The following is a 24,820-nucleotide window of genomic DNA, read 5'->3' as shown; positions in this document are numbered from 1 at the left end:
ACGGCAGCGAGGCGGGCACGGGCGGCATGCCCCTGCTGGCGGCCTTGCGGGTGGTGCCGCTCGCCGAGAGCGAGGCTGCAGCCGAAGCGCTGTTGCAGGATCTTGCCGACGTCGTCGCCGGGCTTGGACCGGATGCCGACCGGCGCCGCAGCGTGGCATCCTTCCTTGCCGGCGCGCTGACCAACGCCCCCTATCTCCGCGACCTTGCCCTTGCCGACCATGCCCGCCTTGCCGCGCTGCTGACGGATGTGCCGCAGGCGCGGGTCGACCGGCTGGTCGCCGAGGCCCGCGAGGTGGCCGGCGACGACGAGGCCGTGGTGATGGCCCGCCTGCGGCGGCTGAAGCAGGATCTCGCCCTGACGCTGGCGCTCGCCGACATTGCCGGCGCGCTCGATCTCGACGCGGTGACCGGCGGCCTCAGCCGCTTCGCCGATGCGGCGCTGACGGCGGCGATCCGCTTCTGCCTGCGCGATCTCGCCCGGCGCGGCAAGTTCGAGATCCGCAACGAGGCTGCCCCGGAACAGGGCTGCGGTTTCGTGATCCTCGCCATGGGCAAATACGGCGCTCTGGAGCTGAACTACTCCTCCGACATCGATCTCATCGTGCTCTACGAGCCGGGCCTGGCGCCGGTGACGGGCGGGGCGGAGGCGCCTGTCGAGTTCGTCCGCATGACCAAGCGGCTGGTCAAGATGATGGGCGACCGCACGGCGGACGGCTATGTCTTCCGCACCGACCTGCGGCTGCGTCCGGACCCCGGCGCCACGCCGCTGGCCATGTCGATCCCGGCAGCGCTGGTCTATTACGAGAGCCTCGGCCAGAACTGGGAGCGCGCGGCCTTGATCAAGGCGCGCGCCTGCGCCGGCGACGTGCCCTGCGGCGAGAGCTTCCTGAAGGAAATCTCGCCCTTCATCTGGCGCAAGTATCTCGACTATGCGGCGATCGCCGACGTGCATTCGATCAAGCGCCAGATCCATGTCCACAAGGGGCACGGGCGGATCGCGGTGGCGGGCCACAACGTCAAGCTGGGACGCGGCGGCATCCGCGAGGTGGAGTTCTTCGCCCAGACGCAGCAGTTGATCGCCGGCGGACGCATCACCGAATTGCGCGGCCGGCGCACGCTGGAGACGCTGGCAACGCTCGCCGCGCTCGACTGGATCGCGGCGGAGGCGCGCGACGAACTGACCGAGGCCTATCGCTTCCTGCGCGCGGTGGAGCACCGCATCCAGATGGTCAACGACGAGCAGACGCATATCCTGCCGGCCGAGGCGGAGGCGCGCGCCCGCGTGGCGCGGCTGATGGGCTTTGCCGAGCTGGAGCCGTTCGAGGAGGCGTTGCGGGCGCGGCTGACGCGGGTGCAGAAGCACTATTCGGCCCTGTTCGAGAACGAGCCGGAACTGGCCTCGGACCTCGGCAACCTGGTCTTCACCGGCGACGACGACGACCCCGAGACACTGGAGACCCTGACCCGGCTCGGCTATCAGCGGCCGAAAGAGGCCGGCAAGATCATCCGGGCCTGGCATTTCGGCCGCTATCCGGCGGTGCGTTCGGCCAAGGCGCGCGAGCGGCTGACCGAGCTGCATCCGGTGCTGATCTCGGCACTGGCCAGCACCGACAATGCCGACCAGGCGCTGCTGGCCTTCGACAGCTTTCTGTCGAAGCTGCCCGCCGGCGTCCAGCTCTTCTCGCTGCTGCGCTCCAACCCGCAGCTTCTCAAGCTGCTCGCAACGGTGATGGGCGCCGCCCCGCGCATGGGCGAAGTGGTGTCGAAGCGGGTGCATGTGCTCGACGCGGTGATGGATCCGGCCTTTTTCGGCGCCATGCCCACCTCGGCCGAGTTCCGCGCGGGTCTGGCCCGCACCCTCGACCTTGCCCGCTTCTACGAGGACGCGCTCGACCGGGCGCGCATCTTCGCGCAGGAGCAGCAGTTCCTGATCGGCCTGCGGCTGCTCTCCGACACGCTGAACGCCCTGCAGGTGGGCGAGGCGCTGGCGCGCCTTGCCGAGACGGTGGTGGCCGGGCTGATGCCTTTCGTGATCGATCACGTGGCGGAAAGCCACGGCCGGCTGCCGGGCGCGGACTGGGCCGTGGTCGCCATGGGCAAGCTCGGCGGACGCGAGATGACGGCGGCGTCCGATCTCGATCTCATCCTGCTCTACGACCACCCGGAGGAGGTGACCGAGACCGACGGCAAGCGACCGCTGGCGCCGAGCCAGTATTTCATCCGCCTGACCCAGCGGCTGGTCGCGGCCCTGTCGGCGCCGACGGCGGAGGGGCGGCTCTACGAGGTGGACTTCCGCCTGCGCCCCTCGGGCAATGCCGGGCCGCTGGCAACGCGCCTTGCCGCCTTCGAGACCTATCAGGCCAAGGAAGCCTGGACCTGGGAGCACATGGCGCTGACCCGGGCCCGGGTGATCGCCCGCTCCTCCGATGCCTTTGCCGCAAGAATCGAGACCAATATCCGCGAGACGCTGGCCCGGCCGCGCGACGCGAAGACGGTGGCCGCCGAAGTGGCGTCGATGCGTGCGAGGATCGAGGCGGAGAAGGGGACATCCGACATCTGGGACCTGAAGCAGGTCGCCGGCGGCCTTGTCGACGTGGAGTTCATCGCCCAGTACCTGCAACTGGTCCATGGGGCGACGCATCCGCAGATCCTGTCGCAGACGACGGAGACGGTGCTGGAACGCACCCGCGACGCGGGTCTGCTCGAAGCCGGCGATGCCGAGGTGCTGCTGCCGGCCATCCGCCTCTATCATGCCCTGACCCAGGTGCAGCGCCTGACGCTGGACGGCCCGTTCAAGGCGGATGCCGTGCCCAAGGGCGTCAAGGATCTGCTGGTGCTGGCGGGCGAGGCGCCGGATTTCGCCCATCTGGAAGCGCTGATGGCGGAGACGCAGCGGCGGGTGCGCGGCACGTTCGAGGCGCTGGTGGGGAAGGTGGAGCCGGCCGCCGGCTGAGGCGGCCGGAACTGGCGCCGTACGGCGCTTCCGGCTCGGCGTACCAACCTGCCCGCGGTAGGCGGCACGTCCGCTCAACCCCGTGTCGGCACGCGTGCAAGGATTTGCGCAAGGACGGGATTTCCGCTGCGGATTCCCTTTGCATGCCGACCGGATTGTTTGCATTCTCTCGCAACCTGTTGCGTCCTCCGCCGCCTTTTCGATCGGACATTGCCGTGATCACGCCTCGTCGCGCCGCGCTTGCATTCGCCTGTTTGACCGCTCTTTCGTCCGCGGCCATGGCCGAGGAGCGCTGCTTCGCCATGGAGACCAAGACGAGCGAGGCGGCGATGGTTCTCAACCTGCCCGATACGGACGGTCCCGTTGCAGGAACCGAGCACGGCACCGTGCAGGATCACGAACAGCGCTATTACACCAGTTGGGAAAGCAAGATCACCGGCACGCGGTCGGGCGACTGGCTCGATGTCACGGTCGAAACGGAGATCGAGGAGGATCGCCAGGTCGGGGACCACAGATGGCGGATCGACGGCGGCGCGATCGTCGCCGATCACGGCCGCTTCGAGCCGGTGCCCTGCAACGGCAGCGAGAGAAGCGGCTTCGACAACGTTCCCGATCACGCCAGCGACGACATCTCGGGCGGACACTGTCTCGACACGGAACAGGTGCTTCTGTCCTGCGAACTCCAGGACGGCGACGTGCTGTCCGTCTGCGCCGCCGCCGGTGTCTCGGCGCTGTCCGTGCGGCAGGGGCCGCTGGTCGCGCCGGACCTGGAACTCCCCGGCACGGCCGATGGCAGCGTCGAACGCTTCATGATCCATTCGCTCGGCTATTCCGGCGGCTACGACACCCGCCTCGGTCTGGTGTCCGGGGATTACACCTATGTCGTCTATGAGCGCATGATCAGCCGGGGGCCGGCCGACCCGGAGAAGGACATGGAAGGCGGCGTCCTGCTCTATGAGGGGCGGACCCTGCAGGTCGAACTGGCCTGCAACAGCCTGAGCGAGGCCGGGCAGGGGCTCGGCCAGCTCTTCGGCGCGGTGCAGGAGAAGGCGTTCTTCGACGAGGACGGCCTCGTCGATTGATCGGCCGGGGCGGCGCCGCCGCCCCGATCCCGACCGTCTGGTGGCGCCCATCTCGTGGCGCCCATCTCGTGGCGCCTGTCTCGTGGCGCCTGTCTCGTGGAGCCTGTCGGACCCGCGCCTATCGCGACTTCAGGATGTCCAGCGCATAGGCGTCGAGTTGTTCACACACCGTGCCCCAGCCGTCGTGGAAGCCCATGTCCTCATGGGTCTTGCGCGCATCGGTGGAGCGGTGCCGGGCAATGGCGGTGTATTTCGTGCCGCCTTCTGCGGCGTCCTCCAGCAGCAGGAGGGCTGTCATGAACGGGTCCGGCGCCGGCTTCCAGCCTTCGGTATAGGCATCGGTGAAGACCAGCTTCTCCTGCGGCACGACCTCCAGGAACACGCCTTCGTTCGCCATCTCGTTGCCTTCGACCTCGAAGGTGGTGTTGAAACGGCCGCCGACGCGCAGGTCGATGTCGCAGGCCGTCACCTTGTGGGGCCTCGGCACGAAGAAGTGCTTGATATGCGCGGGCGTCGTCCAGCATTCCCAAAGGATCGCGCGCGGCGCCTTGAGCGTGCGCGTCAGGATGAGATCGGTTTGCGGATCAAGTTTCATCGTTTCTCTCTTTCACAAGCTGGGTGACATAGGCGTCGAACTGGTCCAGCCGCGAGGTCCACAGGGCCTGCTGCTCCGCCAGCCAGTGCGTCACCGGTGCGATTCCGTCCGCCGATAGCCGGCAATGCCTCACGCGTCCCGTCTTCGTCGTCTCGATCAGGCCCGCTGCTTCCAGCTTGGCCAGATGTCCCATGAACGAAGGCAGGGCCATGGCGTGAGCCGAGGCCAGTTCACTCACCGAAGCCGGCCCCCGTGCGAGGCGCGTGACCACAGCCCTGCGGGTCTCGTCACTCAGGGCGGCAAATTTGAGGTTCAGCTTCGGATCATGCTTAGCCATGTGCCTAACTATCCAGCTATCACAAGGAGGTCAATAGAAACTTAGGTCACCGCCTAACTTTCTGGAAGGCGCAAGTGGGCGGCGTGGTGTCGCAGGCATGCAGGGGAGGACCGAGCAACGAAAAGGGGAGGGACGGGCAACGAAAAAGGCCCCGCAGGGGGCCTTTGCCGGAGACGCCGAAGGGAAGATGCGCTCGCCCCGCCCGTCACGCCGCCTTGCTGGCCGGGCGCATGTCGACCGGCAGGGTGACGGTCACCGTGGTGCCCTTGCCGACGGCGGAGCGGATCTCCATCGTGCCGTCATGCAACTTGACGAGCGACTGGGCGATGGCAAGGCCAAGCCCGGAGCCCTTGTGCGTCTTGGTGAACTGGTTCTCCACCTGCACGAAGGGCTTGGCGAGCCGGACGATGTCGCTCTCGCGAATGCCGATGCCGGTGTCCGAGATGGCGATGACCACCGCATCGGCGCCGTCCATCCGGCCGTGGGTCGCAGCCAGCGTCACCGAGCCGCCGTCGGGGGTGAACTTGACCGCGTTGGCGAGCAGGTTGAGCAGCACCTGCTTGACGGCGCGCCGGTCGGCGGAGAGCGACAGGCCCTCCTCGGTCTCGCAGGTGACGGAAATGGTCTTCTCCGCCGCGGCTGCCGAGATGATGCGCGACACGTCGGTGACGATGGCGCCGAGATTGACCGCCTCGCGCTTCAGCTCCATGCGGCCGGCCTCGATCTTCGACATGTCGAGAATGTCGTTGATCACGTTCAGCAGATAGCGGCCGCTGTCATGGATGTCGGCGCAGTATTCGCGGTACTTGTCGGAGCCGAGCGGGCCGAACATGCCCTGGTCCATGATCTCCGAGAAGCCGATGATGGCGTTGAGCGGCGTGCGCAGCTCATGCGAGATGTTGGCGAGGAATTCGGACTTCGCCTGGTTGGCCTCTTCGGCCTTGGTCTTCTCCTCGGAATATTTTTCGGCAAGCTCGACGAGCTGCTGCGCCTGCACTTCCAGCTTCTGGCGGGACTGGCGCAGGTCGGCGACGGTGGCCATCAGCCGCCGCTCGCTCTCCATCAGCTTTTCCTCGTGCCGCTTCAGCGCGGTGATGTCGGTGCCGACCGAGACGAAGCCGCCGTCCTTGGTGCGCCGCTCGGAGATCTGCAGCCAGCGGCCGTCGGCGAGCTGGGCCTCGTAGGACGAGGACGGATCGGAGGCGTCGCTGCCGATGGTGGGGCTCGCCGAAACCACGGTCTGGCGGGCCGAGGCCATCACCTGGGCATAGGGCGTGCCGGCCTTGATGGCGGAATTCGGCAGATTGTGCAGCGTCTGATAGTTGGAATTGCACATCACCAGACGGTTTTCCGTGTCCCACAGGACGAAGGCCTCGGAAATCGTCTCGATCGCATCGCGCAGGCGCAGGTCGGCAGTGCGGCTCTGCTCGGCAAGCTGCTTCTGCTCGGTGACGTCGATGCAGATGCCGATCAGGTGCGGCTCGGCGATGCCCGGCTCGGTCTGGACCTCGGCGCGGGCGCGCAGCCACACCCATTCGCCATTGGCATGGCGCATGCGGAACATGCGGTCGACGGTGGTCTCGCCGGTTTCCAGCAGCGATTCCGCCAGTTGGTAGAGGTCGATGTCGTCGGGATGGGTCAGCGCGGAGATTTCGGAAAAGCCGAGAATGTCGTCGCGCGGCTGCAGACCGAGCATTTCGTAAAGCGAGGCGGACCAGAAGATGCGCCCGCGCGACAGGTCCCAGTCGAACAGCCCGCAGCGGCCGCGATTGAGCGCAAGGTCGATGCGCGCGCGGGTCGCGGCATAGATCTGGTCGGCCTGCTCGGCCCGGGTCGCCTGCGCGAAGAAGGCGTAGATGAGCACGAGCAGCACCGACGCGGTTCCGACAAAGAGCGTAACATTGGCCGAGACGCTGGCCCGCCATCCGGCAAAGATCGTGTCCTTCGACTGGATCAGCGCGACCATGCCGAGCCGGCCTTCCAGATGATGCACGGTGGCATAGGCCTCGCCGGCCTCCGTCGTGGAGATGGTGAGGACGCCGGCACGGGCTCCGAAGATGGTCAGCGGCTGCCCGGCGCCCAGCAGGTCGGAGAGCATGCGCCCCTCCAGATCGGAGCGGATCGGCGCGGTGGCCATGATGACGCCGTCCGGATCGGCGACCAGGATGCGGCGCCCGTCGCCGGTGGCGCGCGGCGGCAGGCTGTCGGCCAGCGCCGCCTGCAGTGCCGTGCTGAACCCCTGCTCCGGCAGTGCCGCCTCGGCGGTCGACAGGCGCGCCGACAGGGTGGTCGCGATCATGGTGAGGTCGTCGCGCGCCCGCTGGTCGGTTTCCTCGTGATCGTAGGACAGGGTGAGGGCGCGGTAGGTGGCGAGCGTGGCGATGAAGACGATGCAGAGGATCGGGATGGCGCGGCGGAAGAACGGTTCCGCCGTCAACAGTCGCTGATAGGCGGGCTGCGCCAGCAGGCGGATGTGCCCGGTCAGCGACTGCGAGTCACGCTGCCGCTTCAACAAGTCCGCGAATCGACGCGCGGACGCCGCCCCTGCAAAGGCACGCGCCATCGTAATGGCTCCCGATGTGTCGATTTTGCCGCAAACAGAACGCAACCGGCGCTCGAATCATCTTCATTTGAATCGCATTCGCCTGCGTTGTCCAGAGTCCCCCAAGAAAAATATAGTTAATGGAAGCTTAACGTGATTTGCAGAACGCACAACTCTTGCGAGTCCCGTGGGGCGAATATGGAAAGGGCCGCCCGGGCCGCCACGGATGACTGCCCAGGCGGCCCGAAAGCCTGATTCGATGCACTTCACCGGCCGGCTATTGCAGGCAGCGCTCGACGATGTCCCGCATGTCGGCGGACAGGTCCCCCTCCGCCGCAAGGCGCCGCAGGGCGGCCTCGGCATGGGCGCGCCGGCCAGGCTCCAGCGCCCGCCACGAGCGGAAGGCGGACATCATGCGCGCCGCCGCCTGCGGATTGCGCCGGTCGAGATCGCGGGCGAAATCGGCGACGAAGGTGAAGCCGGCCCCGTCCGGACGGTTGAACTGGCTCTGGTTGCCGCTGGCGAAGGCGCCGACCAGCGCGCGGACCCGGTTCGGATTGGCCGGAGAGAAGGCCGGATGGCCGGTGAGGTCGCGGACGCGGTCGAGGGTCGCGCCGCTGGGGGCCGTTGCCTGCGCCATGAACCACTTGTCCATCGCCAGCGGCACCGCGTGGTAGCGCGCCTCATAGGCCGCGAGCGCCTCGGCCCGCCCCGGCAGATCCGCGTGAATGAGCACGGTCAGGGCGGCGAAACGGTCGGTCATGTTGTCCGCCGCCTCGAAATGCGCCTGCACGCGCGCCGCCCCGGCGGGGTCCGACCCGTGCCCGAGATAGTCGAGAAGCGTGTTGCGCAGGGCCCTTCGACCGGCGGAGCGGGCATCGGGCGAAAAGGTCGCGCCGTCGCGCATCGCCTCGTAGGTGGCCAGGATCTCCGGCGCGATGTCGTCGGCGACAATGCGGCGGATGGCGGCGCGCGCCGCATGAATCGCGTCCGGATCGACATTGTGGCCGATCTCGCGGGCGATGTCGGCCTCGCCCGGAAGTTGCAGACACAGGGCGCGGAACGCGGGTTCCAGGGTGTCGTCCGCGACATTGGCGGCGAAGGCTGCGATCAGCGCCGGGCTGATGGCGACCGGATCCTGGCGTGCGGTGCCGGCCGTGGCGGCGATGAGCGTCGTCATCACGACGCTCTGCAGCGCTTCCCAGCGGTTGAAGGGGTCCTTGTCGTTGGCCGCAAGGAACAGCAGGTCGGCCTCGCCGAGATCGGTCTTGAGCGAGATGGGCGCCGAGAAGCCGCGCAGCACCGACGGCACGGCCCGTTCCGTCAGCCCGGAAAAAACCACCGTTTGCTGTGGCGAGCGGATGTGCAGGACGTCACCGGTAACCTCCGCGCCGGCGACACCCGCCGGCACGAGTTCGCGCCCGTCCGCGCCCATCAGACCGACGCGCACGGGAATGTGCATCGGCTTCTTCTCGCTCTGCCCGGGAGAGGGCGGCAGGTGCTGGCGGAAGGTGAGGGTGAGACGGCCGGCTTCGTTCTCGTAGGAACTGTCGACCTTCAGCACCGGCGTGCCGGCCTGCTCGTACCAGAGCGAGAACTGGTCAAGATCGAGGCCGCTTGCCTCCTGGAAACATGCGAGAAACGCCTCGATCGTGGTCGCCTCGCCGTCGTGGCGACGGAAGTAGAGGTCCATGCCCGCCCGAAACGCCGCGTCGCCGATCAGGCTCTTCAGCATCCGCACGACCTCGGCCCCCTTCTCGTAGACCGTCGCCGTGTAGAAGTTGTTGATCTCGTGATAGAGCCGGGGCCGGACGGGATGGGCGAGGGGGCCGGCATCCTCCGGAAACTGGTGCGACTTGAGCAGCCGCACATCGGCGATGCGCTTGACGGCGCGCGAGCGCATGTCGGCGGAAAACTCCTGGTCGCGGAACACCGTCAGCCCTTCCTTCAGGCAGAGCTGGAACCAGTCGCGGCAGGTGATGCGATTTCCCGTCCAGTTGTGGAAGTACTCGTGGGCGATCACGGTCTCGATGCCGGCATAGTCCTGATCGGTCGCCGTCTCGGGCCTGGCCAGCACATATTTGTCGTTGAAGATGTTGAGGCCCTTGTTCTCCATCGCGCCCATGTTGAAGTCGGACACGGCGACGATGTTGAACACGTCGAGGTCATAGGCCCGCCCGAACACTTCCTCGTCCCAGACCATGGAACGCTTCAGACTGTCCATGGCCCAGCCGCAGGCGCCTTCGTTGCCATGCTCGACATAGATGTTGAGCGCCACGTCGCGCCCCTCGCAGGTCCGGAAACTGTCGCGGACGCAGGCGAGATCGCCCGCCACCATGGCGAAGAGATAGGCCGGCTTGGGATGCGGATCGTGCCAGACGGCATAGTGGCGGTCGGTGCCCGGCACCGGCCCGCTTTCCACGGGATTGCCATTGCCCAGCAGCACGGGCGCCTCGCTGACGCGCGCCTCGATGCGGGTGGTGTAGACCGCGAGGCAGTCGGGCCGATCCAGGAAATAGGTGATGCGCCGGAAGCCCTCCGCCTCGCACTGGGTGCAATAGGTGCCGTTCGACCGGTAGAGCCCCATCAGCTTGGTGTTCGCGTCGGGATCGAGCACCGTTTCGATTTCCAGCGTGAAGGGACCCGCCGGCGGCGAGGCGATCTCGAGCCTGTCTGGGGTGATGGTGCAGTCGGTGTCGGCAAGCGCCCGCCCGTCGAGCGACAGGGCGGTGAGCCGCAGTTCGTCGCCATCCAGCACCAGCGGCGTTCCCGGAACGGTCCCCGGCGCCCGCTCCAGGGCCAGCCGGGCACGGACCTTCGCCGCCCGTGGCGCAAGACGGATGTCGAGATCGACCGTCGAGATGCGGTAGGCGGCCGGTCTGTAGTCTTCCAGACGCACGGGGGCGGGAGAATCGGGGCGCATCGAGGCTCCTTCCTGCAGCGCTGCGGCATGTGGGTTCCCAACCTCAACGGAAACCAGTCCGCGCGCATTGAATAGGGTCATCGGGACCGCGCGCGCTGGCGCGGCGCGGTATCCGGCGATCAGCAGATCGACCGGGCCATCGTCACCAGACGGTGGGTCAGGTCGCTGTCGGGATCCGCTAGCGGTCCGATGACGGTGAAATGGTTGTCCTGGCCGCGAATGTCGAGTTCCGTCTCCACGCCGCCGCGTGCCCAGATGTCGGCGATCACTCGCGACTGGCGGATGAACTCGGAGGATTCGCCCCCTCCGACGGCGGCGATCAGATGCGTCCCGGCCGGTGCCGCGAAGGCGATCGGCGAGACGTCGATCGCCTCCTTGCGATCGAGGCGCAGCTTCTCGTTGATCGAGGTGCCGATCAGCGGCTGGAGGTCGAACACGCCGGAAATGGCGAGGCCGGCGGGCACCAGCCGCCGTGGCAGGCCGCGGCTGCCCCAGTCCGTCGCCAGCAGCGACGCGGCAAGGTGTCCGCCCGCCGAATGGCCGTAGGCAACCACCGGACGGCGGTAGCGCTCCCACAGATGACCAGCCAGCCGGCGCATTTCCTCGATGATGTCGCCGACGCGGACCTGCGGGCACAGGGTGTAGCTGGCAACGGCCACCGGCACCCCATGGGCGTTGGCGCCGCGCGCCATATGCGAAAAGAAGCTCCGGTCGAGCGCCTGCCAGTAGCCGCCATGAATGAAGAGGCCGAGAGGGCCGCGAGCCGGCATGCCGCTCTCCGGGAGGAAAAGGTCATAGACCGTGCGCTCGCCCAGTTCGTAAGCCGTTGCCAGCGCGCAGACGGCCTCTTCGCGGTACCGGGCCGCGTCGCGCGCCCAGCCCTCGATGATCGCCGGGTGTTCCGGCACAAGCGCCCGGTTGTTGTATTCGGCCTCGTAGTCGATCACGCGCTCGCTCCCGTTCATTGAGTTTCCTCTTAGCGGCTGCGCCGAGCCGAGTACAGAGAGCGCGCGGCATCGCCGACGGGCGCCGGGATGCCCGCTCCCTGACGGAAGCCAGGCGCCGCGCGATTTGCCGCCGTGGGGTCGCGTTTCGGACGCAATCCGGCTTATTGTTTCGGAAACGGTAACCGCTGATATGCGATGGGAAGACACGACGGATATCGGACGGGGCCGAAATTGCAGGGATGGCGCGGCGACGCATGACCGATGGGAAAATTGAGCGCGTGGACGAGGAACAGCGCGTCTATTCGATTACCTGGGTGGTGGGCCTGGCTTTCGGGCTGCTGATCGGCGTCTCGATGCTGCTGGTGCTGGGCCTGGCGGTGACCGCCAACATGCGCAACACCTATTCCCTGCTGAACGACAAGGCCGTGCTGACCACCAATGCGCTGGAACGGCGGCTGCGAGACCATCTGGATCTCGCCTCGCAGGCCGTCGTGCAGCTCAAGACCGTGTTCGACGAACGGGAGCTCGACGGCCATCTGGAGGACCTGCGCGCCGAACTGACCGCCGCCGTATATGCCAACCCGTCTCTCGATGCCCTCGTCGTCAACGACACGGCGGGCGACGGCTTCGGCATCTATCGTTCGCCGGACGGACAGCTCTGGCCGTTCCGCAGGCAACAGATCCCCGAGGAAGCGAAGCTCTACGCGCTGCCGAACATGACCGCGGCTTCGCCCGCGACCTGGGGCCCGCTGGTGACTTCGGGGGACGTGCTCTATGCCAACGTCACCGTCCCGCTGGTCCGGGGCGGCGCGCTGGTCGGCTTTCTGACGGCCGCCGTGTCGATCGAGGAACTGGGCCGAACCGCCCGACAGCTCGACGAGGGAGCGTATTCCACGGTTTTCATCATCGCCAACGGCAATGAGGTGATCGCCCATTCGGACCTGGAGGACTTCGCCGCTCCGGGAGGGGAGGTTCCGCGCTTGCCGGTGACCGTCGAGGCGCTCGGCGACAAGGCGCTGATGCGCCTGTCGACATCGCGGCCGCTGGAGAATTTCCAGCGGGCCAGCGCCGCCGGCGTCGAGGTGCGGGACCTGGAAAGCGATGACGGCGAGCCGGACTATCTCTCGATGACCAAAGTGATCGCCGGCTATGGTCCGGGCGTGTGGACGGTGGGGCAGTACTATGTGGCCTCGTCGATATCGCGGGAGGTCCGGCGGCTGTTCGGCTCCGCGGTGGTCGGCCTGGTTTCCATCTTCGTGGCGATCGGTCTGTCGGTTCTGCTGGTGCGCAGGGCGACCCGGCCGCTGGCGGAAATCTCCCGCCAGGCCCGCTTCATCGGGGAACTCGACTTCGACCGCGTCGAGCGCCTGCCGCGCAACCGCGTGCGCGAGATCGACCAGGTGTTCCAGGCGTTCAATGCCATGGTGAGCGGCCTGAGGGCGATGAACACCTATGTTCCGCGCTCGCTGTTTCGCAAGCTGATGCGCCTCGGCATGGATCGGGCCGCAGTGGCGAGCGAGCGCGACCTGACATTCATCTTCACCGATATCGTCGGCTTCACCTCCCTGTCGGAGAACCTCACCGCAGCGGAGACGGCGGACGTGCTCAACGAGCATTTCGCGCTTCTCGTTGCGGCCGTCGAACGGGAGGGGGGGACGGTCGACAAGTTCATCGGCGACGGCATGCTGGCCTTCTGGGGCGCGCCGGACGAGCGGGCGGATCATGCGCTGGCCGCCGCGCGCGCCTGTCTCGGCATCGCGGCGGCCCTGCGGCAGGAAAATGCAAGGGCGCGGGAGAACGGCGGAAAGGCCGTGCACGTGCGCATCGGCCTGCACACCGGCCGCGTGGTGGTGGGCAATGTCGGGGCGCTCGACCGCTGGAACTACACCGTGGTGGGCGATGCGGTGAACCTGTGCGAGAGGCTGCAGTCCTTCGGCCGCGAGGTGGCGCCACGGGACGAGGTGGTGATCCTGGCGAGCGACACGGCTGTCTGCCGCATCCAGGCCCAGTCCGGCGGGATGATCGCTCCCGGTGCCGCGCTCAAGGTCGGGACGCACCGTTTCCGCGGCCGCAGCGAGGCGATCGCGGTGTGGCGGCTGGACGACACGGTGGAGCCGGAGAACCTGTGTCCGGCCGGATCGGGCCTCACGCTGGCCGGTTGAGTCCGGTCGCATGGGCCTTTCACACCGGTTTTTCAAGCCTGTGTCATGATTTTGTGATGCCGGTCACACGCGCCTGCGCTAGCACTGGTAAGTAGCGACAGGGGGGAGGGGGTGCCGGGCACTTTCATGCGGGCGATCGCCTCCTATAATGGCGCGACAACGGCACAATGAGGGCGCCTGGAGGACAAGCCGCGTGGATGTTCTGACAATCGACGGTCTCACCGTGGATTTCCTGACGGGAGAGGGGCGTATGCGAGCCGTCGACGACGTCTCGTTCTCGGTTCCCCGCAACCGGACGGTGGCGCTGGTCGGAGAATCCGGCTCGGGCAAGACCGTGATCTCGCAGACGATCATGGGGCTGCTGCCGGAAAAGGCGCAGGTCACGGGCGGCCGCGTCCTGTTCCAGGAGAGCGAGACCGCCGCGCCGGTGGATATCGCCGCCCTCGACCGCAAGGGCGCAAAGATGCGTGCGATCCGCGGCAATCGCATCGCGATCATCTTTCAGGAACCGATGACCTCGCTGTCGCCGCTGCACACCATCGGCGATCAGATCGGCGAGGCGGCGGAACTGCATCGCGATGTCGGTCCCCAGGAGGCGCGCGAACTCACCCGCGAGATGCTGCGCCTGGTCCGCTTTCCCGACCCCGCGCGGGCGCTCGATTCCTATGCGTTCGAACTGTCCGGCGGCCTGCGCCAGCGCGCGATGATCGCCATGGCGATGATCTGCCATCCGGCCCTGCTCATCGCGGATGAACCGACGACGGCGCTCGACGTCACGATCCAGGCGGAAATCCTCAAGTTGATCAAGGATGTGCAGGCCGAGCTGCACATGTCGACCTTGCTCATCACCCATGATTTCGGGGTTGTCGCCAACATGGCGGACGACGTGGTGGTGATCTATCACGGCCGGATCATGGAGCGCGGCAGCGCGCAGGCGCTCTTCGCCGAGCCCCGGCACGACTATCTGAAGGCGCTGCTCAACGCCGTGCCGCGTTTCGGCATGGCGGAAGGCGAGCGGCTGGTGCCGATCCGGCCGATCGAGCCGCATGCGGAAGGGTTCCTGAAGAAGGGGCGCTCGGAACGCGCCTGCGCCGCCGGGGCGCCGCTGGTGAGCCTCACCAATGTCACCAAACGCTTCACCACGCGCAAGGGCGGGTTCTTCCTCGGCAAGGGTGGTCACAGTGTTCTGGCGCTCGACACTGTCAACCTGACGGTGCGGCGCGGGGAATGCGTCGGTCTCGTCGGCGAGAGCGGCTCGGGAAAGACGACCGCGGCCAAGGCGGTCCTGCGTGCCATCGAGGTGGACGAAGGCTCGATCCGATACGATTGCGGCGACGGCCCGGTCGAGGTGGGGAGCCTCAAGGGAGCGGAACTGCTGGACTATCGCCGGCGTGTCCAGTTGATCTTCCAGGATCCGTTCTCCTCGCTCAACCCGCGCATGACCGTGAACGAGTTGCTGATGGAGCCGCTGATCATCCACAATGTCGGGACGGCGGAGGAGCGGGCGGAGCGAGTGCGCGAGCTGATGCGCCTCGTCGGGCTGGACCCGAGGTTCCTGCGCCGCTATCCGCATTCCTTCTCCGGCGGCCAGCGCCAGCGGATCGGCATCGCCCGGGCGCTTGCCCTCAATCCCGAGTTCATCCTGTGCGACGAGCCGACCTCGGCGCTCGACGTGTCGGTCCAGGCGCAGATCCTCAACCTGCTGCGCGACCTGAAGACGGAACTCGGCCTCACCTATCTTTTCGTCAGCCACAATCTCGCGGTGGTCGACTACATCGCCGAGCGGCTCGCCGTCATGTGCCGCGGCCGGGTGGTGGAGATCGGCAGCACGCGGGACGTGGTGGAGAACCCGCTGCACCCCTATACCCGGGCGCTGCTTGCCTCGGTGCCCGAACCGGACCTCAACGCGCCGCTGGACTTCGCCGCGCTGGAGGCGGGACGGGCGTCCGAACCCGACCTGTGGCCGGAGCCCTACCGGCTGGTCGACGGCGTTCGTCCGGCTCTTGTGGAGGTGGAGAGCGGACATTTCGTCTGCGCTCCCGGACTTGCCGGCAACAGCGGGTCGCTGCCGATGGAGGCCGCCCAATGAGACACCGTGCTCGCCTGTCCGCGCTGGTCCTGTCCGCGCTCGTCCCGGTCTGGGCAACGGTCTTTGCCGGGCTTCCGGCGGCCGCGTTGACGCTCAAGGAAACGCCGTCGCTGGTCCCGCGGATCGGCGTCGACCTGCCGCCGGTGGCCGAGCGCCTGCCGGAGGAACCGCTTGTGGTGGATCTGGTGGCGCGCGGCCGCGAGATCGGCACGCCGGGCGGCCGGATCGACACGCTGATCGGCCGCTCCCGCGACGTGCGGCTGATCAACGTCTGGGGCTATGCCCGGCTCGTCGGCTACAACGAGGACCTCGAACTGGTCCCCGACATCCTCAAGGACTTCATCGAGGAGGACGGGCGCCGCTTCACGCTGGTCCTGCGCAAGGGCCACAAATGGTCCGACGGCCATCCCTTCACGTCGGAAGACATTCGCTTCTGGTACGAGGATGTTGCCTCGAACGCCGAGCTGCAGCCCTCCGGCCTGCCGCAATTCATGCTGGCCGGCGGCAAGCCGCCGGTTTTCGAGGTGATCGACGAGACGACGGTTCGCTTCACCTGGGACGCGCCGAACCCGCTGTTCAAGCCGGAATTGGCGAAGTCGCGGCCGCCCTTCATCTATCGCCCCGCGCACTATCTGAAGCAGTTCCATCTTCGCTACGGAGACCTGCAGGCGCTGGAAAAGCAGGCCGAGGCGCGCAAGCTGCGGAGTTGGGCGGCCCTGTTCAACCGGATGGACGACATGTACGACGCCCGCAATCCGGAGCTGCCGAGCCTGCAGCCCTGGGTGCGGCTGACAGACGACGGCGAGCGGCGCTTCGTCCTGCACCGCAATCCCTTCTATCACCGCGTCGACACGGCCGGTCAGCAGCTTCCCTATCTCGACAGCGTCGTCATGACCGTCGCCGACGGCAAGATCATCGCCGCCAAGACCCAGGCCGGCGAGACGGACCTGCAGGCGCGCAATATCGGCTTCTCCGACATCACCATCCTGAAGCAGGGCGAACGGTTCGGCCGTTTCGAGACCTATCTGTGGCCGATCAGCAAGGGATCGCAGATCTCGTTGCAGCCGAACCTGACCGTTGCCGATCCGGTCTGGCGGACACTGATGCTGGACACGCGCTTCCGCCGGGCCCTGTCGCTCGGGATCGACCGGGAGATGATCAACAAGGTCCTGTATCTGGGCCTCGCCACGCCCGGCAACGATACGGTGCTCGAGCAAAGCCCGCTCTACCGCCCGGAATATCGCGAGCTGCACGCGCAATTCGACCCCGATGAGGCCAACCGCCTGCTCGACGAGATCGGGCTGACCAAGCGGCGCGGCGACGGGGTGCGCCTGATGCCGGACGGCCGGCCGCTGGAGATCATCGTCGAGGCCACCGGCGAAAGCCAGGAGGAACTGGACGCGCTGGAACTGGTCGGCGAGACCTGGCGCGAGATCGGCGTGAAGCTGTTTGCCAAACCGAGCCAGCGCGACATCATCCGCGAACGCGCGCTCGCCGGCCTGCTGGTGATGTCCGTCTGGGCCGGGTTCGAAAACGGCATCCCGACCTCGGAAATGTCGCCGGAGGATTTCGCGCCGGTGCGTAGCGACTTCCTGTCCTGGTCGCGCTGGGGCAACTGGTACGAGACCGATGGCCAGACCGGCGAGCAGCCCGACTGGGAACCGGCCATCCGGTTGACGCGCCTTTATGACGACTGGCTGAGCTCCAGCACGCCGGAGGAGCGCACCGAGATCTGGCACGAGATCCTGCAGATCCACGCCGAGGAGACGATCCATATCGGCCTGGTGTCGGAAGTGCGTCAGCCGGTGGTGGTCAAGGGGCTCGGCAACGTTCCGAAGGTCGGGATCTACGGCTGGGATCCCGGGGCCCAGTTCGGCATTCATCGCATGGACGAATTCTACCGGAAGTGACGTGAGGAAGGCGCTGCGGGGCGCTGGGGGAACCGCTTGATGCTCTACTATATCCTGCGCCGGGTGCTGACGATGATCCCGACGCTTTTCGTGATCAGTCTGCTGACATTCGTCATCATCGAGCTTCCGGCTGGTGACTACATCTCCAATCAGATCGCGGCGCTGCGGGCGACCGGCGAGAGCGCGTCGATCGCCAAGCTCGAGTTTCTGCGGGCGGAGTTCGCGCTCGACCGGCCCTTCCTGGAACGCTACCTGATCTGGATCGGCCTGTGGCCCGGCGTGCACGGTTTCGACGGCCTGCTGCAGGGCAACTGGGGCTGGTCCTTCGAGTATGAGAAGCCGGTTGCCGAAGTGGTGGGGCCGACCCTGCCGCTGACCATCGTGCTCAACGCCGCGACCATTCTCTTCGTCTATGTCGTGTCGTTTCCGATCGGCATCTATTCCGCGACCCGGCAATATTCCTGGGGCGACTACGGGTTCACCTTCATCGGCTATATCGGTCTGGCGACCCCGAACTTCCTGCTCGGCCTGATCATGCTCTACTTCGCCAACCTCTGGTTCGGCCTGTCGGTGGGCGGGCTGATGGCGCCCGAATATATCGGGCAGCCCTGGAGCGTGGGGAAGGCGCTGTCGGTCCTGGCGCATCTGATCGTGCCGACGATCGTCATCGGCACGGCGGGAACGGCGGCGATGATCCGGCGGCTGCGGGCGAACCTGCTCGACGAGTTGCACAGGCAGTATGTGACGACGGCTCGGGCCAAGGGGATGAGCGAGCCGCGCCTGCTGGTGAAATACCCGCTGCGCATGGCGCTCAATCCCTTCATCGCCGACATCGGCAACCTGATCCCCTCGCTCGTGTCCGGTTCGGTGATCGTGTCGGTGGTGCTGAACCTTCCGACCGTTGGACCGGTGCTGCTCAACGCGCTGCAATCGCAGGATCAGTTCCTTGCGGGCTTCATCCTGCTCTTCGTCGCGGTGCTGACGCTGATCGGCATGCTCGTCTCCGATCTGCTGCTGGCGGTGCTCGATCCGCGCATCCGGTTCGGGAGGAAGGGGTGATGAGCATGCGCAGCGAGAGCGAACACTACGTCAACCCGGAGGCCTTCAACCCTTCGGAGATGGAGACGCTGTCACCGGCGCAGGAGCGCTATTACCAGGCCTCGCAATGGCAGATCATGTGGTGGAAGTTCCGACGACACCGCCTCGCGGTGTGGTCGGGCGTGATCCTGATCCTGTTCTATCTCTGTGTTCCCTTTGCGGAAATTATCGCCCCCTACGCGCCGAACCAGCGCTCCAACGACCATCTCTACGCGCCGCCGCAGACGCTGCGCCTGTTCCACGAAGGCTCCTTCGTCGGGCCTTTCGTCTATGGGCTGAAGGCGGAGGTCGACCTTGAGACCGTGCGCTGGGTCTACACGGAAGACCGCCAGGACGTGCAGCCGCTGCGCTTCCTCTGTTTCGGCTCGAAATACCGGTTCTGGGGCCTGTTCGATGCAAGCTTCCATCTGGTCTGTCCGGCCGAAGGGGGGACGTTCTATCTGCTCGGCACCGACCGGCTGGGCCGCGATGTGCTGTCGGGACTGATCTATGGGGCCAGGCTGTCGCTGACGGTCGGCCTTGTCGGCGTGACGATTTCCATCGTGCTCGGCCTGTTCTTTGGCGGGATCGCCGGCTTCTTCGGTGGCCTGATCGACAGCGCCATCCAGCGGCTGATCGAGATCCTGCGGTCCTTGCCCGAACTGCCGCTCTGGATGGCACTGTCGGCGGCCCTGCCGGTGACCTGGTCGCCGGTGTGGATCTATCTCGGCATCACGGTGATCCTCGGGCTGCTCGACTGGCCGGGTCTTGCCCGCGCTGTCCGCTCGAAGCTGCTGGCGCTGCGCGAGGAGGAATATGCCAAGGCGGCGCTGCTGATGGGGGCAACGCCCTCGCGGGTCATTCGCAAGCACCTGCTGCCGGGCTTCACCAGCCACATCATCGCCTCCGCATCCCTGTCGATCCCGGCGATGATCCTCGGCGAGACGGCACTCTCCTATCTCAACCTCGGGCTGCGCCGTCCGGCGGTCTCTTGGGGCGTGCTGCTCAACGAGGCTCAGGATATCTCCGTCGTCGTCATCTATCCCTGGCTGATGGCGCCGGTTGTCCCGATCATCATCGTGGTGCTCGCGTTCAATTTCCTTGGCGATGGTTTGCGTGACGCCGCCGACCCGTATAAGTGATGTCCGGCCGTAGGCAGGCCGGCGCTTCGGCGCCGGCTTCCGGGGGGCGTTGACAGACCGGTCGACAGGCCGGCAAACAGGAAGACAAGGCATGTCCAAGAACGCATCGACCGCCGATGGCTGGGACGAGGAGTATCGGCGCGGGCGCTGGTCTTTCCTGCGCGACCTGCCGGAGAGCGGCCGCTACGGCATCATCGGCATGTGGCTGGCGCTGAACGGATCACTCGACAAGGTGCTGGATATCGGTTGCGGCGAGGGGCTGCTGTACGAGCGGCTGCAGCCGATGGGCATCCGCCGCTATGTCGGCGTCGATCTGGCGCCGGCAGCGCTCGGCATCGCCAATGTGGATCCCGAGATCGCTTCGCTGCGCGCGGGCGACCTGCATACGTTCGCGCCGGAGAAGGACGAGGTGTTTTCCGCCATCGTCTTCAACGAGGTGCTGCACTTTTCCGACGATCCGGCCGCCGCCGTGGCGCGCTATGTGCCGTTCCTGGCGCCGGACGGGGTCATCGCCGTGTCGATGTACTCGCCCAAGCGACTGGAGTCGGGCGCCAACCGCCTGATCGCCCGCCTGTGGGAAGCGACCGATGGGCCGGACTGGGAAGTGCTCGACGACTACCGCCTGACCTCGGACAAGAAGAACGTCACCTGGCGGCTCAGGTTGCTCCGGCCGGCCGGCTGACGGCAGCAAGGCCGCGCGCCGCACGCTCTTCGTCGAGCAGGTCCGATATGCGGGTAAGGCGGGCGCCGGGATGCGCCCGCAGGAGGGCGAAGGTCCTCTCCAGAAACTCGAAGCAGGCGTCGGTCTGCGCGAGGTGATGGGAGAGGATGCCGAGCGGCTCCGACGCATTGGTGCGCCGCCGCGCCAGATGGTAGTCGAAGCGCAAGGACGCCGACCGCCAGCCGATGAAACGGCGCTCCTTCTTCCACTTGATCATGTCCACATGCGTCTGCACCTGGACGAGTGCGCGCGGGTGGAATTGGGTGAAGGTCGACAGACCGTGAAGCCCGGCCTCGCCGAGGCGGGCGGAGATGCGCGGCGCGATCCGGTTCCACGGCGGCACCATGATCGGAACGAAGCGCGCGCCGAACAGTTCGTCCAGCCGCTGCCTGCCGCGCCGGATCAGCGCGATCGCCTCATCCGGATCGCGGCGCCGGCCGAACTCCGCCGCCTTCTCGCCTCGCGACTTGTCCTGAAAATTGCGGTGCTCGTAGCCATGCTGCAGGACGGACGCGAAGCGCTCGCCGGCGAGCCGCCCGGCAAGGGCTTCGGTCGCATTCGCCGGAATGACGGCAAGCGCGACCTCGATCTCGCAGGTGTTGGCGATCCGGAGCAACCGCTCCAGCGCCGGCGTCGGCTCCACCGCATCATCGTCGCGCCACCAGACGGGCACCGCCAGGCCGCGCTCCGCGAACCAGTCGAGATGGCGATTGAGGCCGTCGCGATAGGCCAGAAAGTCGGGATCGTCGCCCATGGCAGCCTCGCTCATCCGCGTGCCTCGAGGGCCTGCGCGAGGATGTCGGCTGCCGCCTCGGCGCCCCCGAAGCGAACCGCGATGTCACGGCGGGGCAGGGTGATCGCCTCGTCGGCCGCTTGTGCCAGTGCGGCCGGCGTCAGCGTTTTTTCGGGAATGGCAACGGCGCGGCCATGCTGCACCAGGGCGTCGGCCCGCTGCTGCTGCTCGGTCTCCTTGATCTGCGCGAACGGCACGAGGACGCTGGGCACCCCGGCCCGGAGAATGTCGAGCACGGTGTTGTAGCCGGCCTGGCTGATCGAGAGGCGCGCCCGCGAAAGCAGCGAGGGGAAGTCCCTGCGCGCCCGTTCGACCACTATCCCGTCGCCGGCCTGGGCGGCGAGGGCGGCGAGGGTGGTCGTGTCGATGTCGTGGCCGGCGAGCAGCCGCCAGCGGCAGTCGCCCGCGCTTCGGGAAAGGGCGCGCGCCGCAAGCGCCGCCCTGAGAAGCTCGATCCCCACGGCGCCGCCGCCGCAGGAGACGATGACCTCGTCCAGGCCGTCGTCGCCGGGTGCTTGCGGGCTGTCGGAACCGGTCTCGGCGAAGCCGGTATAGCGCAACAGATGCGCAACGCGATCCGTGAAGGGAAAGCTGTCCTCCAGCCGGATGAAGGCCGGATCGGAATGGACGAGGACGAGATCGTAGGCAGCCAGCGCCCGCTCGGCCATCTCCTCCTCCTTCCAGATCTCCTGCTTGCGCACGAGAATATCGCGGATCGACGCGGCAATCAGCGGAGGGCGCGGCAGCGCCCTGGCGGCATCGACCAGATTTTGCATCTCGAATGCGAAGGGGCGTCGTCCGAAGGGCCAGGTTTCGGTCAGCAGCAGGTCGAACGGCCGGGCCCGAAAGGCGTCCAGCGTCGCCTTTGTGCGGGCCTCCTTCCACTCCTGGTCAATTTCCTGCCCATCCGGCGTCAGGAAGGTCTTGAAGCGGGCATCGAGCGCCCGGACAGGGGGCAGTTGGACGATCTTCAGACCGGACGTGTCCAGCAGCGGCGGCAGGTGATTGCCGGTGGCCAGCGTCACCGATATGTCGCGCGCGGCAAGGGCGCGGCCGATGGCTGCGGCACGCAGCGCATGGCCGGTGCCGAGCAGGTGCTGGACATGGATGAAGGCGGATCGTGTCATTGCGGCGAAGCGGTAGCGCGGCCGGCGAAGTTGCGCAAGGCTCGGCTCAGGAGGGCGTCGAGACGTCCGGCGCCGCTTGCCAGGTCGTGATCGGCGCGGATGTGGCCTCGCGCCGCCGCCCCCATTGCCGCCGCGCGTTCTGGGTGGGAGAGCAGAGCGGCGAGGTTGGCGGCAAAGGCGACAGCGTCTCCCTCGGCAGACAGCAGACCCGTGCGGCCATGGGTGACGATGTCGGGCACCCCGAACGTATCACCGCCGACGATGGCAAGGCCGGCCGCCTGCGCCTCCAGGAAGACGAGGCCGAAAGCCTCGCGGATCGCCGGCCAGACGAAGATGTCATGCGCGGCGCAAAGAGCGGGAATGTCCTCCGGTGCAAGGGTGCCCGTGAAGGTGACCGGATGGCGGGAGAGAAGCGCCTCGACCTCGGCACGGCCCGGGCCGTCGCCGGCAATGGTGAGGGTGAAGCGGAGGCTGGCCGGGAGCCGGTCCAGCGCTTCGGCGAGCACACGATAGGAGGCGAGCTTTGCCCCCTCGCGCATCATGCCGATGGCGAGCAGTCGCAGCGGCTCGCCGGTGTACCGGGGCTTGCGCTCGGCTCGCAGGAAGGGGGCGGCATCGATGAAGGGGGCAAGCACGGCAAGCCGGTGCGGAGGAACGACGTCGGCGAGGCACTGGCGATCCGCCCGGTGCAGCGCCGCCACCATGTCGGCGCGGGCGAGCGCCGCGTCGGCGGCGGCAAAGCCGTGGGCCCACTCGCCGGTCCTGCGCTTCGGCGCGCGGCTTGCCTCGATGACGACATAGGGAATGCCGGACTCTGCCGCGATGGCCGGCCCGATCCAGTCGGGGGCCTTGTGGTAAAGGTGATAGGTCAGGAACAGGTCGGGCCGGTAACCGCGCGATCGCCAGGCGCCCGCCACGTGCTCGGCTTCGGCAAGGGCGGCCCGCTCCACCTCCTTTTGTGCGCCGACGTCGCCTGTCGCCCGCCAGGCGCGGAATCGGGTGGCGGTCTCGACCTCGTGCCCGGCCGCCTCGAGTGCCTTCACGATCAACCGCCCCATAGTCCGGTCGCCGGAGGGCACCGGATCGTCGAGAGGCTTCATCGGGGCGGTGAAGGCGATGCGCATGGCGGTCTTCCTTCCACCTTACGAGGCGCGGGCCCGATCCTGGAGCAGGGGAGCAAAGCGAGCCGCCAGCCGGTCGATGCCCGGATCTGTGGAAAAACGCCGACGGACGTCGCTCGACGCCGCCCGTCCGAGACGCTCCCGTCTCGCGGGATCTCCGATCAGCTCCGCCAGCGCCGCGCTGAGGGCCGCGACATCTCCCGGCGGCACCAGGGCCCCCGTCTCGCCATCGCGGATGAGTTCGGGGATCGCCGAGACGTCGGTGGCGAGGCAGCACAGGCCCATCGCCTGTGCTTCCATCAGGACGTTGGGCAGGCCGTCCCGGTCGCCGGATTTCGCCACTTTCGAGGCGAGGACGAAAAGGTCCGCGCGCCCTGCCGCCGCGATCACATCCTCGCGTGGCCGCGCCCCGTGCCAGGTGACACGGTCCGACACGCCGAGGCTCTGCGCCAGTTCGGCCAGGCGCTTTGCCTGTTCGCCGCCGCCGATATGCTCGAAATGCCAATCGAGCCCCGCCGGCAACCGGGCGAGCGCCCTCAGCAGGTCGTCATACCCCTTCTTTTCCACCGCCCGGCCGACGGACAGGAGCCGCACGGGACCGTTCTCCCGGCCATCGCCCGCGCCATAGGCCTTTCTGCTGGGAAAGGGGGAGAAATCAAGCCCGTGATAGACCAGTTCCAGCTTGTCCGGCTGCGCGCACAAGGACCGCAGATGGTCGAGATTGACGCGGGTGCAGGTGACACCCCAGGCGGCATCGTCCAGCTTCACCCTGAGATCCCACTCCTCGCTGGTCCAGATGTCCTTGGCATGGGCGGAGAACGACCAGCCGCGTCCCGAAAGATGAGCCGCATAGCGCGAGACCGAACAGGGCGTATGCAGATAGTGGGTATGGATCCAGACGACGTCCTGGGGGAGTTCATGCGCAAAGACGCAGGCCTGGGCCCAACGGCGCTGGCGGTTGGCGTTCGGCTCGCGGGCGAAGTCCGCCATGAACAGGGCATGGGCCGCCTGGTAGGTCGGCTGCCGCGCCGCCCAGCGTTTCGCCCTGGCGACACGGGCGGGGTCGTCCTTCACATATTCGGGAAGATACAGGACTTCCGCGGAAATCTGCCGGTGCACCTCATGAATGAAGGGGTCGTAGGGCTGGCGCAGCGCCACGATCAACTGGCCGATGCCCCGGCGCTCGAGGCCGAGGATCTCCTGCGCGATGAAGGTCTCCGACAGACGTGGATAGCCTTTGACGACGACGGCGATACGAGACATGCGTGGCAAGAGTCCTGAAAGCAGGGCGCGACTGA

General features: G+C 67.2%; 17 protein-coding genes. 8 read left to right on the top strand and 9 right to left on the bottom strand.

Translation table 11 applies throughout. The annotated features are described in order from the left end of the window. Nucleotides 1-26 precede the first annotated feature (26 nt). Together TSB10P1A_RS21385 and TSB10P1A_RS21380 are read left to right on the top strand one after the other, a co-directional pair. Nucleotides 27-2,954 carry a bifunctional [glutamine synthetase] adenylyltransferase/[glutamine synthetase]-adenylyl-L-tyrosine phosphorylase gene (locus TSB10P1A_RS21385; protein WP_186390107.1) on the top strand — a complete coding sequence of 976 codons (2,928 nt, stop codon included), beginning with the start codon at nt 27-29 and terminating at the stop codon, nt 2,952-2,954. A 215-nt stretch (nt 2,955-3,169) separates the two neighbouring features. After that, nucleotides 3,170-4,036 (top strand): hypothetical protein, encoded by an 867-nt coding sequence (locus TSB10P1A_RS21380; protein ID WP_186389956.1) that lies wholly within the window; start codon nt 3,170-3,172, stop codon nt 4,034-4,036. Between the two features lie 118 nt (nt 4,037-4,154). Here TSB10P1A_RS21380 and TSB10P1A_RS21375 read toward each other — a convergent pair whose 3' ends face one another. From TSB10P1A_RS21375 to TSB10P1A_RS21355, 5 genes are all read right to left on the bottom strand, one after another. Then, nucleotides 4,155-4,631 carry an SRPBCC family protein gene (locus tag TSB10P1A_RS21375; protein WP_186389955.1) on the bottom strand — a complete coding sequence of 159 codons (477 nt, stop codon included), beginning with the start codon at nt 4,629-4,631 and terminating at the stop codon, nt 4,155-4,157. Further along, nucleotides 4,621-4,968, bottom strand: coding sequence for a helix-turn-helix transcriptional regulator (locus TSB10P1A_RS21370; RefSeq protein ID WP_186389954.1), 348 nt, complete (start codon nt 4,966-4,968; stop codon nt 4,621-4,623). The genes TSB10P1A_RS21375 and TSB10P1A_RS21370 overlap by 11 nt, the downstream gene beginning before the upstream one ends. A 205-nt stretch (nt 4,969-5,173) precedes the next feature. Then, complete coding sequence (locus tag TSB10P1A_RS21365; RefSeq protein ID WP_186389953.1) at nt 5,174-7,531, bottom strand: PAS domain-containing sensor histidine kinase; 2,358 nt, start codon at nt 7,529-7,531, stop codon at nt 5,174-5,176. A 256-nt stretch (nt 7,532-7,787) separates the two neighbouring features. Then, nucleotides 7,788-10,433 (bottom strand): aminopeptidase N, encoded by a 2,646-nt coding sequence (gene pepN / locus TSB10P1A_RS21360; protein WP_186389952.1) that lies wholly within the window; start codon nt 10,431-10,433, stop codon nt 7,788-7,790. Between the two features lie 119 nt (nt 10,434-10,552). Continuing rightward, the gene (locus TSB10P1A_RS21355) at nt 10,553-11,398 is read right to left on the bottom strand and encodes an alpha/beta hydrolase (protein ID WP_186389951.1); all 846 of its coding nucleotides are present in this window, start codon (nt 11,396-11,398) and stop codon (nt 10,553-10,555) included. Nucleotides 11,399-11,658: 260 nt separating this feature from the next. On the opposite strand from TSB10P1A_RS21355, the gene TSB10P1A_RS21350 reads away from it, so the two are divergent. The 6 genes from TSB10P1A_RS21350 (at nt 11,659) to TSB10P1A_RS21325 (ending at nt 20,442) form a co-directional block, all read left to right on the top strand. Next, nucleotides 11,659-13,542: an adenylate/guanylate cyclase domain-containing protein gene (locus TSB10P1A_RS21350; RefSeq protein ID WP_208985414.1), complete on the top strand. Its 1,884-nt coding sequence runs from the start codon at nt 11,659-11,661 to the stop codon at nt 13,540-13,542. Between the two features lie 193 nt (nt 13,543-13,735). After that, nucleotides 13,736-15,631 carry an ABC transporter ATP-binding protein gene (locus TSB10P1A_RS21345; protein ID WP_186389949.1) on the top strand — a complete coding sequence of 632 codons (1,896 nt, stop codon included), beginning with the start codon at nt 13,736-13,738 and terminating at the stop codon, nt 15,629-15,631. After that, a complete protein-coding gene (locus TSB10P1A_RS21340) occupies nt 15,628-17,541 on the top strand; it encodes an ABC transporter substrate-binding protein (RefSeq protein WP_186389948.1) in 1,914 nt (637 codons plus the stop codon). The genes TSB10P1A_RS21345 and TSB10P1A_RS21340 overlap by 4 nt, the downstream gene beginning before the upstream one ends. Before the next feature lie 39 nt (nt 17,542-17,580). Next, a complete protein-coding gene (locus tag TSB10P1A_RS21335; protein ID WP_186389947.1) occupies nt 17,581-18,600 on the top strand; it encodes an ABC transporter permease in 1,020 nt (339 codons plus the stop codon). Continuing rightward, complete coding sequence (locus TSB10P1A_RS21330) at nt 18,600-19,760, top strand: ABC transporter permease (RefSeq protein ID WP_186389946.1); 1,161 nt, start codon at nt 18,600-18,602, stop codon at nt 19,758-19,760. Before TSB10P1A_RS21335 ends, TSB10P1A_RS21330 begins: the two co-directional genes overlap by 1 nt. A 91-nt stretch (nt 19,761-19,851) precedes the next feature. Beyond that, complete coding sequence (locus TSB10P1A_RS21325; RefSeq protein ID WP_186389945.1) at nt 19,852-20,442, top strand: trans-aconitate 2-methyltransferase; 591 nt, start codon at nt 19,852-19,854, stop codon at nt 20,440-20,442. Here the strand turns inward: TSB10P1A_RS21325 and TSB10P1A_RS21320 are convergent. From TSB10P1A_RS21320 to TSB10P1A_RS21305, 4 genes are read right to left on the bottom strand one after another with little or no spacing between them, the layout of a single operon-like run. Continuing rightward, nucleotides 20,417-21,250, bottom strand: coding sequence for a polysaccharide deacetylase family protein (locus TSB10P1A_RS21320; protein ID WP_208987167.1), 834 nt, complete (start codon nt 21,248-21,250; stop codon nt 20,417-20,419). The two genes, TSB10P1A_RS21325 and TSB10P1A_RS21320, sit on opposite strands and share 26 nt — an antisense overlap. Continuing rightward, a complete protein-coding gene (locus TSB10P1A_RS21315) occupies nt 21,247-22,401 on the bottom strand; it encodes a glycosyltransferase family protein (protein WP_186389944.1) in 1,155 nt (384 codons plus the stop codon). Before TSB10P1A_RS21315 ends, TSB10P1A_RS21320 begins: the two co-directional genes overlap by 4 nt. Beyond that, on the bottom strand, nt 22,398-23,525 hold the full coding sequence (locus TSB10P1A_RS21310) for a glycosyltransferase family 4 protein (RefSeq protein ID WP_186389943.1): 1,128 nt from the start codon (nt 23,523-23,525) through the stop codon (nt 22,398-22,400). Before TSB10P1A_RS21310 ends, TSB10P1A_RS21315 begins: the two co-directional genes overlap by 4 nt. An 18-nt stretch (nt 23,526-23,543) precedes the next feature. Further along, nucleotides 23,544-24,785: a glycosyltransferase family 4 protein gene (locus tag TSB10P1A_RS21305; protein ID WP_186389942.1), complete on the bottom strand. Its 1,242-nt coding sequence runs from the start codon at nt 24,783-24,785 to the stop codon at nt 23,544-23,546. Nucleotides 24,786-24,820: the final 35 nt, after the last annotated feature.

The organism is Stappia sp. TSB10P1A, from assembly GCF_900185725.1.
GTDB lineage: Bacteria > Pseudomonadota > Alphaproteobacteria > Rhizobiales > Stappiaceae > Stappia.
The sequence above is the reverse complement of the archived record's forward strand: the minus strand, read 5'-3'. Positions and strand labels throughout refer to the sequence as shown.